Source organism: Cupriavidus sp. Met-2 (assembly GCF_049843575.1).
GTDB lineage: Bacteria > Pseudomonadota > Gammaproteobacteria > Burkholderiales > Burkholderiaceae > Cupriavidus > Cupriavidus metallidurans.
The window spans coordinates 182,743-196,934 of the sequence record NZ_JBBHZL010000003.1; the positions used below are offsets into that span (position 1 = coordinate 182,743).

General features: G+C 65.2%; 9 protein-coding genes. 1 reads left to right on the forward strand and 8 read right to left on the reverse strand.

The window, feature by feature from the left end:
* Position 1: 1 nt before the first annotated feature.
* The 6 genes from WD006_RS09320 to WD006_RS09345 all read right to left on the reverse strand — a co-directional run bounded on the left by WD006_RS09320 (position 2) and on the right by WD006_RS09345 (position 9,881).
* Positions 2-1,306 (reverse strand): MFS transporter, encoded by a 1,305-nt coding sequence (locus WD006_RS09320; protein WP_011519825.1) that lies wholly within the window; start codon positions 1,304-1,306, stop codon positions 2-4.
* Positions 1,307-1,459: 153 nt separating this feature from the next.
* Positions 1,460-2,368, reverse strand: a complete 909-nt coding sequence (locus tag WD006_RS09325) for a LysR substrate-binding domain-containing protein (protein WP_029306978.1) — start codon at positions 2,366-2,368, stop codon at positions 1,460-1,462.
* A 155-nt stretch (positions 2,369-2,523) separates the two neighbouring features.
* Entirely contained in the window at positions 2,524-4,248 is a 1,725-nt protein-coding gene (locus WD006_RS09330) for an arylsulfatase (protein WP_104669947.1), read from the reverse strand.
* A gap of 462 nt (positions 4,249-4,710) precedes the next feature.
* Positions 4,711-6,699, reverse strand: coding sequence for an alkyl/aryl-sulfatase (locus WD006_RS09335; RefSeq protein ID WP_011519822.1), 1,989 nt, complete (start codon positions 6,697-6,699; stop codon positions 4,711-4,713).
* A 73-nt stretch (positions 6,700-6,772) separates the two neighbouring features.
* On the reverse strand, positions 6,773-8,377 hold the full coding sequence (locus tag WD006_RS09340; protein WP_029306979.1) for a GMC family oxidoreductase: 1,605 nt from the start codon (positions 8,375-8,377) through the stop codon (positions 6,773-6,775).
* A 25-nt stretch (positions 8,378-8,402) separates the two neighbouring features.
* Positions 8,403-9,881 (reverse strand): coniferyl aldehyde dehydrogenase, encoded by a 1,479-nt coding sequence (locus WD006_RS09345; protein ID WP_029306980.1) that lies wholly within the window; start codon positions 9,879-9,881, stop codon positions 8,403-8,405.
* Between the two features lie 159 nt (positions 9,882-10,040).
* Between WD006_RS09345 and WD006_RS09350 the strand changes: the two genes are divergently transcribed.
* A complete protein-coding gene (locus WD006_RS09350; RefSeq protein WP_029306981.1) occupies positions 10,041-10,679 on the forward strand; it encodes a TetR/AcrR family transcriptional regulator in 639 nt (212 codons plus the stop codon).
* Positions 10,680-10,741: 62 nt separating this feature from the next.
* On the opposite strand, the gene WD006_RS09355 is transcribed toward WD006_RS09350, so the two are convergent.
* Positions 10,742-12,841: a site-2 protease family protein gene (locus WD006_RS09355; protein WP_029306982.1), complete on the reverse strand. Its 2,100-nt coding sequence runs from the start codon at positions 12,839-12,841 to the stop codon at positions 10,742-10,744.
* Position 12,842: 1 nt separating this feature from the next.
* Positions 12,843-14,192, reverse strand: a complete 1,350-nt coding sequence (locus WD006_RS09360; protein ID WP_029306983.1) for an efflux RND transporter periplasmic adaptor subunit — start codon at positions 14,190-14,192, stop codon at positions 12,843-12,845.

Sequence of the window (14,192 nt, forward strand, 5' to 3'; positions counted from 1 at the left end):
CTCAATCGCGGCCCGGATGGCTGGGGAACAGCAGAAGGGCAGTAAAGCTGATCAGCGACGCGCACAGCATGTATCCGACCGGCGCCATGCGGCTACCGGTGGTAGCGATCAGCCACGTGACCACCAGCGGCGCGAAGCCGCCAAAAACGGTCACGCCCACGCTGTACATGATCGACATACCGGTGGCGCGGTGATGGCGCGGCAGCGATTCCATCATCAGCGCCGATCCCGCGCCGCCGCCTACGGAACTCAACGTGACCGATAACGCGATGCAGGCCAGCGTCAATGGCAGCCCCGGGCCAGAAGACAGCAGCGCGAAGTTGGGCACCATCACGCTGATGGCGACAATGCTGTTGGCGATCAGCAGCGGCTTGCGGCGCGGCAGCCGGTCCGCGAGCAATCCGAACAGCGGCGACATGACCAGCATCGTCAGACCTGCCACGCAGGCGCCCAGGAACGCGGTCACGGGCGGCATGTGCACGGTGTTGACCAGATAGGTCGGCATGTAGAACACCATGATGTACATCGACGACGTGCTGCTCGTCATCAGCAGCACGCCGAGAATCAGCGTGCGGCGATGCTCGCGCACCACCGTCATGAGGCCGGCGTGGGCGGTGTTTTCGGTTTGGGTCTCTTCGAGATGCCGGCGGATGTAGATGCCGACCGGGGCGATCAGCAGGCCGAGCATGAACGGCACGCGCCAGCCCCATGACTGGAGTGCTTCGGGGCTCAGCAGCGCCGATACCGCGGCGCCGGTCAGTGCCCCCAGCAATGCCGCAGCGCCCTGGCTTGCGCCTTGCCAGCTCACCGCGAAGCAGCGCCGTTGCTTGCCAGTCGACTCCATCAGCAGCGCGGACGCGGCGCCAACCTCGCCGCCAGCGGACAGGCCCTGCAGCAGACGGCCCACCACCACCAGCGCAGTGGCGGTCACGCCGATGCTGGCGTAGGACGGCGTGAAGGCCAGCAGCGCCGTGCCGGCGGTCATCAGGCCGATCGTCAGCGTCAGCGCGGCCTTGCGGCCCCGCCGGTCGGCCATGTTGCCGATGAGCACGGCGCCGAGCGGGCGCATCACGAAGCCAGCACCGAACGTCGCAAAGGAAAGCAGCAACGAGGCGAGCGGACTGCTGGCGGGAAAGAACAGCCGGCCGATGGTGGCAGCGAAGAAGCTGTAGACCGTGAAGTCGTAGATCTCCAGTCCATTGCCGATGGCAGCCGCGATGACGGCGCGGCGGCCCTGCGTGCTGGAAGCGGGCGCGACGACGCGGGCTGCGGCATCGCTGCCCAGCGAAACGGTGGCTTCGTTCATGAGGCTCCTCGTGGTGGTCCGTCCGGGCAGTCGCTGAATGGCTGCCCGTGTTCTTATGGGTTTCTGTTCGACCGGACGATCTTAGGTGCCTGGCACCCATGGCGCACGCAGCTTTTTTTCATGGGTATGAGCGTTGGTAATCACGGGGTGGCGTCAATCCGCCGTGGGAAACTCCTGGCGCAATGCGTCCAGCAAGGCATCGTGCAGCCGTGCCGCCGCCCAGGTGAGGGTGTGGCGGTCACGCGATACCAGCGCGATGGTGCGATCCGGCATGGTCTCGTCGACGTCGATGAAGTCCATGGTTTCGACGAGATAGCGACTGCGGCGGGATTCCTCGGAGAGCAGCACCAGCAGGTCGCTCTGCCGGCACATCTCCAGGGCCAGGGTCATCGACGTGCATTCGACAACGCGCGACGGCAGCGTCATGCCGTTGATGGCGAAGAGCTGACGAAACGGCGTGCCGGTATCGGAGAGCGGATCGAGTACGAGCCACTCCGCCTCCAGCAACGCGCCCAGCGAGCGCGTCTTGCGCAACGGATGATCCTTGCGGCCAGCAATCAGCGTCGGCACGTGGCAAGCCTGGGCGCAGTCGAGGCCATGCGCGGTGGCCAGGGACTGGGAGGTCAGCGCGAAGTCGATGGTGCCTTCGCGCAGGTGCTCGAGCATTTGCGCGGGCCGCATTTCCTGCACGCGCAACTGTGCGCTCGGGAAATCGCGCCGGAACGCCGTGATGCAGGCGCCCGCCGGGCGCAGCAGGGCGGTGACCGGCGTGACGGCAACGGTGATCTCGCTGACCACGGTCCCTTTCATGTCCTCGAGATCCTGGCGCGCGCGCCTGACGTTCTCGCTGATCAGGCGGGCGTGGCCGACCAGTCGTTGCCCGTATGGTGTGAGTTGCACACCCTTGTTCGTGCGCACGAACAGCGCGGCACCCACGCTGGCTTCCAGTTCCTTGATGGCCTTGCTCAGTGCTGGCTGGGTGACGTGGAGCAGGCGGGATGCCTCCTGCATGCTGCCCGTCTCGGAGACGGCGGCCAACGCGCGCAATTGATGGAGCTTCATGAGGGGTCTCCCCGGAACGACCCGCAATCCGCTTGCGGAAAGCCGCCATTCTAGGCGCGACGAGATCTCCTGCGTGTTTTCTGCCCGCCCAGAATGCCACCGGCCGGCGTTCCGCGAGGCGGAAGCCGGCCGGTGGTGTCAGACGCTATCCGGTGTTACTTGGCTGGCGTCTTGTCCAGCGTCTTCATCAGTTGCTCGACCGCCTGGTCGATACTGAAGCTCGCGGGACGCTGGCTGGGCGGATAGTCCTTGAACGTTTGAAGGAACGGAATCACGCGATAGACGCCGTACTGCATCAGGTAGGCGTTCTTCGTGGCCCAGTCATAGTACTGATCGGATACCGTATCGGCGCGCTCGTATGGGTCCATGCGCAGGTTGAACGCCTTGGGCGCGCGCAAGCAGGTGAACGGGTTGGACCACACCTGGAAGCCGCCTGGCTGCCGCTGCTCACAGAAGACGATTTTCCAGTCGTTGTAGCGATAGGCGACCAGTTGCCCGTCATCGTTGAAGTAGTAGAAGTCCTGGCGCGGGCCGGTATTGGTCTGCCCGGTCAGGTACGGCAGGAAGTTATAGCCGTCCAGATGCACCTTGAACGATTTGCCACCAAGGCTGGTGCCCTTGAGCAGTCGTTCCTTGATGTCGGTATCGCCCGCGGCCGCAAGCAGCGTGGGGAACCAGTCAAGGCCGGACATCATCGTTGTGGAGACCGTGCCCGGTTTGATGCGGCCCGGCCACTTCACCAGCGCCGGCACGCGGAATGCGCCTTCCCAGTTGGTGTCCTTCTCGCTGCGGAACGGCGTGGTTGCCGCATCCGGCCAGCTGAACTGGTTCGGGCCATTGTCCGTCGTGTAGACCACGATGGTGTTGTCGGCGATCTTCAGGTCGTCGAGCGTCCTGAGCAGCTTGCCCACGTCGGCGTCATGCTCGAGCATGCCGTCCGCGTACTCGTTACCCGGCATACCGCTCTGGCCGCGCATCGACTCGCGTACATGGGTGAACAAGTGCATGCGGGTGGTGTTCATCCACACGAAGAACGGCTTGTCCGCCTTGACCTGCTTCTCCATGAAGCCGATGGCTGCTGCCGTGGTCTCGTCGTCGATGGTCTCCATGCGCTTGCGCGTCAGCGGGCCGGTGTCTTCCACCTTGCCGTCGGAGAACGAGTGGATCACGCCACGCGGCGAATTTGCCTTCACGAAGGCCGCATCGTTCTTCGGATAATACGGACGCTCCGGCTCCTCTTCGGCGTTCAGGTGATACAGGTTGCCGTAGAACTCGTCGAAGCCGTGCGCGGTCGGCAGGTATTCGTTGCGGTCGCCAAGGTGGTTCTTGCCGAACTGGCCGGTGGCATAGCCAAGCGGCTTCAGCGCTTCGGCAATGGTCGCGTTCTGCGCCTGCAGGCCCACGGTCGCGCCGGGGATGCCGACCTTCAGCAGGCCGGTACGCAAGCCGACTTCACCAGTGATGAAGGTAGAGCGGCCCGCGGTACAGCTGTTCTCGCCGTAGTAGTCGGTCATCATCATCCCCTCACGGGCGATGCGATCGATGTTCGGGGTGCGGTAGCCAACCACGCCATGGCTGTAGGCGCTGATGTTGGTCTGGCCAATGTCGTCACCGAAGATCACCAGGATGTTCGGCTTCTTGCCGGAATTGGCCACCGGCGGCAGTGCCGGCGCGGAAGCTGCCGACTCCGGTGCATTCGCGGCGACAGGGGGATTCTCGCGGGCGGCCTGCGGCGCTGCAGGCGCCTCGGCGGAAGATTGCGCGGCTGGTGCTTGTGCTGCCGGTGCCTTGGGCTCTTCCTGCTTGCCGCAGCCCGCCAATGTCAGTACGGCAGCGGCAATGGCAAGCGTCGCCAGTCCCCCGATTCTTGTCTTTCTCATTTCAGCTTGCCTCATGAAAGTGCCTCCGGTGCAAATCGCAATGGCGCATAAGTCTCGTGAAGTATCGCTGTTGAGTGAGATCAACGGAATTCAGTTTATTGGAGGCATGAAGTGAATTGTTTATGAAGCGCTCGGAAACTGACTTCACAGACAGGGATGTCCGAAGCGGGCGGTATGGCAGGTCGGTTTCCCCCGGGGATAGCCGTCGCACGGGTTCTGCCTGCGGGAAAACGCGAGAGCGCAAACGGTTCGCGTGCCAATTCCTTTTATTGCAGTATTTGATTTAGTCAAAAATAAACAGCGAAATTTACCAAATTGACTAGATGGCGGCTCTGCACGCGCTGTGATGACAGCAGGGGCGAATCGACCTGCGCGGGTGCCGGGCGCAGGGGCCACCACCCGGCTCCTGGGGGAGGGCCGGGTGCCGGGTAACGGTTCAGCGGGTGAAGACGCCAGACGGCATCAAGGCGTCACGATATTGAACTGCGGGTCGAACTTGTCCAGCATTCCCATCCATGACTTCAGTACAGCCGGATCGCCGTCCACCTTGGCGCGCCCGGCCGAGAGTTCCGCGGGCAGCGTGGTCTGGCCCAGCAGCGAGCCGATCAGCGCGCTGCGCGGCATCGTCAACGTGGCACCGGCGTCGTCGAACTGGCGCTCCGGCTTATAGAGGAAGACACCGTTTTCCACCGACAGCGCATAGCGCTTGCCAGTATCTGGTTGCACCCAGTTGAACTTCAGATCGTGGCCGGCGGCGCGCTCGCCATTGAGACGCACGGCCAGGAAGTCCAGGAACATCGTGTCGGTCATGGCCCCGATCATGTCTGGGCTGGCAGTCTGGGTGCCCTGCAGCTTGGGCACACCATTGCGCAGCTCGTAGGCGCCCACCAGATAGGCACTGCGCCAGCTTGCGGCCTCGGTCTGGTAGCCGAGCTGTTCAAGCGCGTCGGCCTCGAGCTTGCGGGCCGCCAGGTTCGACGGATCGGCGTAGACCACGTGCTTGACCACCTGCGCCACCCAGCGGTAATCGCCTTGGGCGTACGACTTGCTGGCCTGAGCGAGGATCTTGTCGGCGCCGCCCATGTACTGCACGTAGCGTTGCGCGGACTCTTCCGGTGGCAGCGGGTGCAGGTCGGCCGGGTCACCGCTGTACCAGCCGAGGTACCGCTGGTAGACGGCCTTGGCGTTGTGATTCACCGTGCCGTAGTAGTCGCGAAGGTCCCATTGGCTGGCCAGAGACGGCGGCAGCTTCACGCGCTCGCCTACCTCGGTCATCGTGTAGCCCTGGTTGGCCAGGCGCAGTGTCTGGTCGTGGATGAACTTGTAGGCGTCGCGCTGCCGCGAGAGGAAGCCGGTAATGCTCTGCTGGCCCCACTTTGGCCAGTGGTGCTGCGCGAAGATGACGTCAGTGCGGTTGCCGTAGCGGTCGATGGTTTCGTCGAGCGCGCGCCACCACTGGTTGGCGTCGCGCACCTGGGCGCCGCGGATGGTGTAGAGGTTGTGCAGGTTATGCGTGGCGTCCTCTGCCGCGCACAGTGCCCGCCACTGCGGGAAGTACATCAGCATCTCGGCCGGCGCCTCGGAGCCGGGAGCCATCTGGAATTCGATCCGCACGCCGTCGATCGTGCGGGTTTCGCCGGTCTTGCCGATCAGGTCGGTGGGCGGAATCAGTGTGATCGTGCCGAGCGAAACGGTCTTGCCGAGGCCGGCGTCCACCTGCCCCTGCGGGCCCTTTGGCAGCAGGGCGCCGTACATGTACTGCGCGCGGCGGCTCATGGCATTGCCGGCGAAGATGTTCTCGCTGATGGCCTCTTCCATAAAGCCTTCGGGCGCGTAGATCTTCACCTTGCCCGACTTGACGTCATCCTGGCTGACCACGCCCTTCACGCCGCCGAAGTGGTCCACGTGGCTGTGTGAGTAGATCACCGCGACGATGGGCTTCTTCGGACGGTACTTGTAGTAGACGTCGATCGCCGCGCGGGCGGTTTCGGCGGTCAGGAGCGGATCGATCACGATAAGGCCACTGTCGCCCTCGACGATGGTCATGTTCGAGAGGTCGAAGCCACGTACCTGATAGATGCGGTCGGTGACCTTGAACAGGCCGTGCTTCAGGTTGAGCTGCGCCTGGCGCCAGAGGCTCGGATTGACCGAGGCGGGTGAGGCATCGTCACGCAGGAAGGCATAGGCGTCGAGGTTCCAGACCACGCGACCATCGGCATTGCGGATCTCGCCACTGTCGAGCGATCCGACCCAGCCACGTTGGGCATCTTCGAAGTCCTGCCGGTTGGCGAAAGGCAGGCGCTTCAGGACGTCCGCATTGGCATCGCGCGTGGCGGCCGTTGCGTCGTTGGTGGCAATGGACTCGGTGGGCGCGGCCATGGCGCTCATCGGGAACAGGCTGCCCACCAGCACGGAAATGGCCGCGTGAAACGCGGCGGTCTTGCATTGCATGGAGTCTCCTTTTCGGGCTCTTGTTATGCGGGTTTGCTATTTGGCTTTTGTGATGCGGCGTTGCGATGCGCAATCAGGCGGCAGCGCGGCCCTGCCAGTCTTCCGCGATCATCGCGGCACCCTTCTCTCCGATCATGATCGAGGGGGCATTCGTGTTGCCGCCGATCAGCGTCGGCATGATCGAGGCATCGACCACGCGCAGTCGTTCCATGCCGCGCACGCGCAGGCGCTGGTCGACCACGGCCATGTCGTCGCTACCCATGCGGCAGGTGCCCACCGGGTGGTAGATGGTGTCGGTGCGGCGGCGCAGCAGGTCGACGAGCTGGTCGTCGCTGCTCACACCCTTCACGTACAGTTCGCGCCCGGCGTAGCGGGCCAGCGGCTGGGCGTGCATGATCTCGCGCGAGAGCTTGTAGCCCTTGAGCAGCGTCGTCACGTCGTCGTCGTTGCTGAGGAAGTTCGGGTCGATACGCGGCGGCGCCAGCGGATTGGCCGAGTTCAGACCGACCGTGCCGCGGCTCTTCGGCCGTAGCACGCAGACGTGGCAGCTCATGCCGTGGCCCGTGTGGAGCGTGCGGTTGTGGTTGTCCACGATGCCGGTGACCCAGTGCAGTTGCACGTCGGGACGCGACAGCGACGGATCGGTGCGCAGGAACGCGCCGGCCTCGCCGAAGTTGCTGGCCAGCAGACCTGTGCGCGACTTGCGGTACTCGAAGAACGCCTTCGTCATGGCCGCCGCGCCTTGCAGCGACACGCCCATCAGCGATTTGTCGGGGCTCTTGAAGGGCAGGATGTAGTCGGGATGGTCGATCAGCCCCTTGCCGACGCCGGGCAGCGCGTGCTGGACGGCGATGCCATGGGGACGCAGGTCTGCTTCGTCGCCGATGCCCGAAAGCTGGAGCAGTTGGGGTGTGCCGAACGCGCCGGCTGCCACGATGGTCTCGCGGCGCGCGTGCAGTTCCACGTCACGGCCTTTCACGCGGACCGTGACGCCTTCCGCCGTGTTGCTGCGCAGGATCAGCCGGGTGGCATGGCCGCCCGTCAGCACGGTGAGATTTGGGCGCTTGTCGCGGAGGGGATGCAGGAACGCCACCGATGCGCTGCAGCGCTGGCCGTTGCGAATGGTCACATGATAGTGGCCAACGCCTTCCTGGTCGGCGCCGTTGAAATCCGCATTGACGGCGTGGCCGCTCTTGCGGCCGGCTTCGATAAACGCATGCGTGGCCGGATGGGCGTCGAGCGCGCTCACGGTCAGCTCGCCGCCGGCGCCGTGATAAGCGTCGGCGCCGCCGAAGTAATCTTCGGATCGTCGGAACCAGGGCAGCACACCGTCGTAGGACCAGTCGGGATTACCCAGCGCAGCCCAGTCGTCGTAATCGGTGCGGTGGCCGCGGATGTAGATCATCGCGTTGATGGCGCTGCTGCCACCAAGCGTCTTGCCGCGCGGCTGGTAGCCGAGACGGCCCTTCAGCCCTGGCTGCGGAACTGTCTCGAATGCCCAGTTGACGTGTCGGGTCGGCAGGATGCCGACGATGCCAGCCGGCGTGTGGATCAGCGGAGAGCGATCGACCGGGCCGGCTTCGACCAGACAGACGCGCACGGAGGGGTCGGCGCTCAGGCGGTTGGCCAGCACGCAGCCAGCCGAACCCGCGCCAATGATGACGTAGTCGAAATCCATGATGTTGTTCTTGGGAACTTGGGAATTAGTCTTGGGATGCCGTCACTGGCGAGGCTTCGGTTTGCACGGGGGGCGCTGCGGTGGGCCGCCCCAGGAACATCCGCAGCGTCAGGCGCTGGATGAACGTGCCGTAGGGCGGATGAAACAATTCGATCGGGAACCACTTCCGCTCGGAGAACACGGCCTTGGCGTGCGATAGCTCGCGGAAGCCCTCGGCGCCGTGATAGTTGCCCATGCCGGACGTGCCGGTGCCACCGAACGGCAGATCGTGATTCAGCACGTGCCAGCCCCAGTCGTTCAGCGTGACGCCGCCCGCGTGCGTGCGTTGCAGCAGGGTGGTGGATTCGGCCTTGTCGTCGCCGAAGTAGTACATGGCGAGCGGGCGCGTGCCGCCGCGTATGTGCGTCACGACGTCCTCGAATGCGCGATAGGTGAAGACCGGCAGGATCGGGCCGAAGATTTCTTCGCGCGCGATGCGCATCCGGGGCGTTACGCCGAGTACCACGTGAAGCGGCAGGCGGCGTCCATCCTCGGGCATGGCCGCGCGCATGACCTGTGCGCCGTGGGTACGCGCGTCATCGAGCAGATCGTTCATGCGCTGGTGGGCGCGGTCATGAATGATGCTTGCGTAGTCGTCGCGATCCGCCGGGAACAGCGCTGCGGATGCGTTCAGCACTTCCGTGGCAAAACGGGCGGCGAGCGCCTCTGGCACCAGGGCGTAGTCAGGCGCCACGCAGATCTGACCGGCGTTGACTGTCTTGCCGTGGGCGATGCGCCGTGCCGCGTTTGCAAGGTTCGCGCTGGACGACACGATGGCAGGCGACTTGCCACCGAGTTCGAGCGTGACGGGCGTCAGGTGTTCGGCGGCGGCACGCATCACGTGGCGGCCGACCTCGGGCGAACCCGTGAACACCAGATGATCGAACGGTAGGCCGGTGAACTGGCGTGCCACGTCGGCGTCGCCCTCGACGATGGCGACTTCGTCCTCGGTGAACGCCTCAGCAAGCAAGGCGCGCAGCGCGGCAGAGGTCCGGGGCGCGAACTCCGAGGTCTTGATCAGGCATCGGTTGCCTGCCGCCAGCGCGGTGGCCAGTGGCCCGAGCGCCAGATAGACGGGGAAGTTCCAGGGCACCACGATGCCAACCACGCCCTTGGGTTGATACACCACCTTGGCGCTGTTCCCGAGGAACAACAGTTCGACACTCCTGCGCGACGGTCGCATCCACCGGCGTAGCCCGCCAAGCAGGTGGTTGATGTGCAGCACGGACGGCAGCACGTCGACCATCATCGTCTCGGCATGGGCGCGTCCGCCGAAGTCCCGGTCCGCCGCCTGCGCCAGGCTGTCGGCGTGCTTGCGAACTGCATCGCGCAAGCGCCGCAGGCCCTGCTTTCTGTCGGCCAGCGCCGGGTAGGGCGCGGCGGCAAAGGCTGACCGCTGCGCCTGGAACAGACGCTCCATCCCGTCACACGTGGATTCTCTCGTTGTTTGTGGAGTATCGGGCACTAGAAACCCCTTAAAAATAAACTGAACAGTCAGTACAATTTGAAGTGTCGGAGTTGGGGCGGATCGGTGTCAAGCCAGGAAGGGGAAACCTAGGGCAAGTCCGGAGGACCGATATGACGCCGCTGCTACAATTTGCGGCAAGCTGAATGGGTGAAGTCGATGAGTGCAAACGAGACGGGCGACGTTGTCGCCATGCCGAATGGGACAACGAAATACCGCCGGGGCCTCGAGACCCGCAATCGCGTCATTGCGCTCACGAAGTCATTGATTTCCGAGCACGGCTATAGCGAAGTGACGCTCGATCAGATCTCTGCCCAGGTCGGCGTGGCCAAGAGCAGCCTGCTTTGGCATTTCGGCAGCAAGGAAATGCTGCTTGCCGAGGCGGCGATCAGTCTGTTCCAGGAAATCGAGCTTGCGCTGCGTCCCGACGATCTGGAGGGAAGGCCGCTGGCCGAGCGCGTCGACGAGATCTTTGACCGGGTGGCCGACTATTTCACGCGCAATCCGGAAACCAAGGGGGTGGTGATGGCGCTGCTGTTCTCCGCCAACACCCCCCAGTCCGTGCGCGAACATATCCGCGAAGGGTGGAACGGCCATGTCCGCGTGCTGGTAGAGGCGTTGGGCACGCCAGAGCGCCCGCTTTCTCCCGACGCCGCCCGCCTGCTGGTGGCCATCTTCCACGGCGCGTACTGTCACTGGTACGCCAACGGCCGCACGCAGCCGATTGGCGACTACCTGCACCCGGCACGGGACCTGTTCCTGAACTGGATCTCGGCGGAGAACGCATCCCGGCGTTGAGCGGGACGTCGCACCGTGTTCGCCACCTTCGCAATTTTCGGCGCCGCCTTGGTCCCCGGCACCTAGAACCCACTCTCGCGAATCACGACGCTGTAGATGTTACGCATCCAGTCCGCCAGTCGGCTGCGAGGCTCGCCGGCCAGAAGAACGTTGCCGCGCAGCTCGACCAGTGATGGCGGCGGCGCGGCCAGGTCGATCTGGACGAGATAGAGTGCGGCGTCCGGAATCAGCGCGCCTTGCTTGTCGACGGCGGCGATGGGCCCGCCGTGGGGTGTGGTGAGTTGCGCCGCCGGAATCTGCGCGCTGCGCGACGGCGCGATGGCCCGTATCACGCCGCAGTGGCGAGCCGGACGCGCATCGGGGAAGAAGCAGGCGCGGGCCCCAATGCGCAGATACTGCACATCGCTTTCGTCGACGAAGGCATCCACCATCCAGTGCGCCGGGTCGATCAGCCGGCCCAGTACCTGTTTGGAGCCCACCCAGGTATCGGCGCGAATGTCATCCGGTACGTCCACCCATGCGCCATCGAACGGCGCCGCAAGCAGCAGTCGGCGTTCTTCCGCGTGGACGGCGCGCGCGCGCGCCAGACTCTGCTGCAGTTCTTCGAGCGTGGCGGCTTGTTGCTCGATACCACGGTGCAGTTCGAGCAGGCCCGTCAGCCGCGCATCGTTGCCATTGATGCTGGCCTGCGCCGCCATTGCCTCGCTCACAAGTTCCGGCTGGCGCAATTGGATCAGGGCACTGCCGGCGCGCACGTGGCCCGGGGGCGTGGTGGATACCAGTTGCGCTGGCGCCGGTGCGTATGCGGTCCATTGGCGCGCGCTGTGCGCGAGCGCCGGCGCCCGCACGCCGGTTGGCCAGGGAATCGCCAGCACGATCAGCAGCGCGGCCAGCGCGCCCCACAGCAACCGGCGGCGCGGGCGCGTGGTCTCCGCCCGCCGCCGGAACCACACGCGGAGCTCCCGCCAGCACGGCAGCGCGATAAAGAACACGATTTCGACCAGAAAGAGCGCAACGCCCAACGCCTTGAAGAAGAGGTGATAGACCACCAGTGCGATGCCGAGGAATACGGTCAGCCGGTAGCACCACGTGACCCAGGCAAAGGCGATCAGCCGGTTGCGAAGCGTCGCGGGCAGTGGCTCTGGCCACGGGTCTGGCCAGCCCAGCAGCAGACGCCGCAGCGCCGTGCGCGCCAGCGCGCCCGCCCGCTCGTGCAGGTTCGGCAGGTCGAGCAGATCGGACAGAATGAAGTAGCCATCGAAACGCATGAACGGGCTGGCATTGAGCGCCAGCGACAGCACCCAGCTGGTGGTGGCCAGGTAGAAGCACGCCTGGCGCAATGGGCCGGGCGCCAGCAGCGCCCAGCCCAGCGTGGCCAGACCGCCAATGATCAGTTCGGTGACGATGCCAGCGCTGGCAATGGCTAGCCGCTGCCGCGCGTTGGTCAGCCGCCAGGACTCGCTGGTGTCCGTATAGAGCATGGGCCACATCACGAGAAACGCCACGCCCATGTGTCCCACTCTGACACCGAAGTGGGTCGCGACCAGCGCATGACCGAGTTCATGCAGCGTCTTGGCAACGACCACGGCGCATGCGAAGCCCACCGCGCCTTCCAGCGAGATCGATTCGAACAGCGTATGCCGGAAGGTGTCCCATTGCCGCAAGGTCAGCACGACCCCCAGCAATGTGAGCCCCAGTACGATCCACGCCGTGGCCGGCTGGAACAGCCACTGCAGATGCCGGTACAGCGACTGAATGCGGTAGGTCGGCCGCAACAGCGGAATGCGGAAAAACAGGTAATGGTGCAGCCACCAGCGCCAGCTCAGCCATTCGCGTGGCTGGCGGGTGGTGGCCATCTCCTGGCTGCGTCCGGGCGATGGCCGCAGCAGCGCATTGCCCTGCAGGAATGCGGCAAAGCCGAGCACCTGCTCGCTTTGCGCCTCGAGCGGCGTGCTGGCGCGCACCTGCTCCGCGATGGCGCGCGGCGTCATGTGCCAGCGCTGCAGGCATTCGAACTCGAGCCAGCCGATCCGGAAATGGCGGTTGCGTACGGGGTCTTCGATGATCCACGCCGGGCTGCCGTCGGTATGCGGGGCGCCGGGGAACAGGCGCAAGTCCTCTCGCAGCAGCGGCAGCGGCAGTTCGTCGGGGCTGGCCTGCATGTCAGATGCCCGTCCACGCGCGCAAGGTCGCCAGCGGCCGGCGCAGGATCTCGTAAGCCAGTACCGACCAGCCGCCCTTGATGCGCGCGGTTCCCTTCAGGCCGATGCGGGCGTGTTGCGGATCGCCGTTCTCGATATCGGCACGCAGCCGGTAGCTCGGCACGCCGTCGGGCGTGAGCGCCGCCTGGTAACTGGTTTCGATCAGCTTGCCGGAGAGCGGTTGCAGCGGGCGCACCGTGAGGAACAGGCTGACCGGCGCGCCCACGTCGAGCGTGAGCGCATCGGCCACCGGCAGGTGGATCAGCATGGCCGGCCGATCCGGATTGGCCAGTTGCATGATGCGCTCGCCGGTCACCACCGGCTTGCCGAGCCAGTCGTTGATATCGGCGAACACCGCGACACCGTCGCGCGGCGCCACGACGGTCTGGCGCTGCAACTGCGAACGGATCGATTCCAGCTCGGCCCGGCGTTCTTCGGCACGGCTCTGCAAGGTGGTCAGCTGCGCCTTGCTGTCGTCGCTGCGGAAAGCGTTCTGCCGCGCTGCCAGCAGTTCCGCGTCGGCTACCGCCACGGCCTGCGAGGCCACCGCCAGGCGATGGCTGAGCGTGGTGTCGTCGAGCGAAAAGAGCGGCTGACCGGCTTTGACTGTCTGGTTGGGCCGCACATGCACTTCCTTGACCACGCCTTCGATGGGCGCGCTCACCATCTGCAGGTCCAGCGACGTCACTTCGGCTGGTGCCAGCGCGCTTTGCCGCACCGGCATCAGCAGAATCAGCACCGCAGCCGCGATCGCAATACGGCGCGTTCGACTGCCCCACAGCCAGGAGACATCGCGCTCGCGGCGAGCCAGCATCTCCCAGTGATAGCCCCAGGCCTGCGTAAGCCGCGACATGGCGATGCCAGCGCCCGCGCCGGGCACTTCGTCGAGCAGGAACACCACCCAGCCCTGCACCTGTCCCGCGCGACTGCGCAGTGGCAGCGCCCATGCGCCATTCGGCCACCATTCCTCCCAGCCGCTACGCACGACATCGCTGGCGAGGGCGGCATCCTCCTGCGTGATCCACTGCGGCTCGCCGGCCTCCAGCCGCTCGCGTAGCCACTTGCGCGCATGCCCGAGCCACACCACGTAAGGGGACTGCTCGTCGATCGACACGAGCCCCGAGATATTGAACAGGTGCCACGCTGGCGGTCTGACATCGAACACCAGCGCCTGGCGATAGCGCAGCAGCGGATGGGCGTCATTGGCAATGTGGAAGCTGAGCTGTTGCACGCTGTCCGCCTGGCGTGCCAGGCTTTCCAGTTCGGCAAGCTGCAGCAACAGCACGACATCGCTTTGCGTCGGCATCTGCAT

Excerpts from the sequence above, each read along its gene's own strand:
- WD006_RS09320 (WP_011519825.1), bottom strand. The coding sequence starts at position 1,306 with ATGAACGAAGCCACCGTTTCGCTGGGCAGCGATGCCGCAGCCCGCGTC.
- WD006_RS09355 (WP_029306982.1), bottom strand. The coding sequence starts at position 12,841 with ATGCAGGCCAGCCCCGACGAACTGCCGCTGCCGCTGCTGCGAGAGGAC.
- WD006_RS09330 (WP_104669947.1), bottom strand. The coding sequence starts at position 4,248 with ATGAGAAAGACAAGAATCGGGGGACTGGCGACGCTTGCCATTGCCGCT.
- WD006_RS09340 (WP_029306979.1), bottom strand. The coding sequence starts at position 8,377 with ATGGATTTCGACTACGTCATCATTGGCGCGGGTTCGGCTGGCTGCGTG.
- WD006_RS09350 (WP_029306981.1), top strand. The coding sequence starts at position 10,041 with ATGAGTGCAAACGAGACGGGCGACGTTGTCGCCATGCCGAATGGGACA.
- WD006_RS09335 (WP_011519822.1), bottom strand. The coding sequence starts at position 6,699 with ATGCAATGCAAGACCGCCGCGTTTCACGCGGCCATTTCCGTGCTGGTG.
- WD006_RS09325 (WP_029306978.1), bottom strand. The coding sequence starts at position 2,368 with ATGAAGCTCCATCAATTGCGCGCGTTGGCCGCCGTCTCCGAGACGGGC.
- WD006_RS09360 (WP_029306983.1), bottom strand. The coding sequence starts at position 14,192 with ATGCAGATGCCGACGCAAAGCGATGTCGTGCTGTTGCTGCAGCTTGCC.